This window comes from Bacillus cereus group sp. BceL291 (assembly GCF_051776705.1).
Taxonomy (GTDB): Bacteria; Bacillota; Bacilli; order Bacillales; family Bacillaceae_G; genus Bacillus_A; species Bacillus_A cereus.
Genome location: NZ_JBPWAP010000230.1, coordinates 1 through 712, shown reverse-complemented (window position 1 = coordinate 712; position 712 = coordinate 1). Strand labels below are relative to the sequence as shown.

Below are 712 nucleotides of genomic sequence, written 5' to 3'. Positions count from 1 at the left end.
CCCCATCCCTATCAAGCTAATAGTTTTAATTACCCCATAACGAAATTTTTAGCATCGTTAACTATTGATAATGATAGGTTATGTTAATAAAAATTGTATGGGTGATATATCATAAGTATTTGTATTTCAAGTTATAAATTGTTATGATAAACTGGTTAATTTAGGGAAATAAAGGAGGGGAAATATGGATTTAATCAAAGAAGTGACTTTATTAAGATATCAATTTAGACTTATGCAAAGTATGATTCAGTCAGATGAATTCCCATTTTATAGATTTGTTATAGATCATGAATTTGAAGAAGAACAAGTAAATGCCTTAAGAAACATTTCAATTGCATTTCATGATCGATTAACTAGAGAAGAAGTTTCGATTTTTGCACAAAACGATCATTTGTTTTCTAAATTTAAACTTCCTTTAGATATGCTATATAGCCCAGAAAAGCCTAATTTAGATGAGTTTAAACTATATATCACTAAGATTTTTTATCAAGAATTTGAATTGAAATACTTATTATTAAGTTTAAAAAAACAATGTATTTTTGTGAATGTCTGTGATTATCTTTTAGAGCAATTAAAAATGAATAATAACGTTTGATTATACAGATATATAAAGTTAGCATAAATAATTATTAAACGGATATTTGGTACCGCTACATCGCTATAAAATTAAGGTTTTGGACTATCCATAAAGTAAAAAAGGCGTTATCCTTTC

General features: G+C 26.3%; 1 protein-coding gene. It reads left to right on the top strand.

The features are described 5' to 3' along the window. The first annotated feature begins 184 nt into the window (after positions 1–184). Positions 185–595 (top strand): DUF1878 family protein, encoded by a 411-nt coding sequence (locus ACS2CR_RS34285; protein WP_000364215.1) that lies wholly within the window; start codon positions 185–187, stop codon positions 593–595. Positions 596–712: the final 117 nt, after the last annotated feature.

Excerpts from the sequence above, each read along its gene's own strand:
- ACS2CR_RS34285 (WP_000364215.1), top strand. The coding sequence starts at position 185 with ATGGATTTAATCAAAGAAGTGACTTTATTAAGATATCAATTTAGACTT.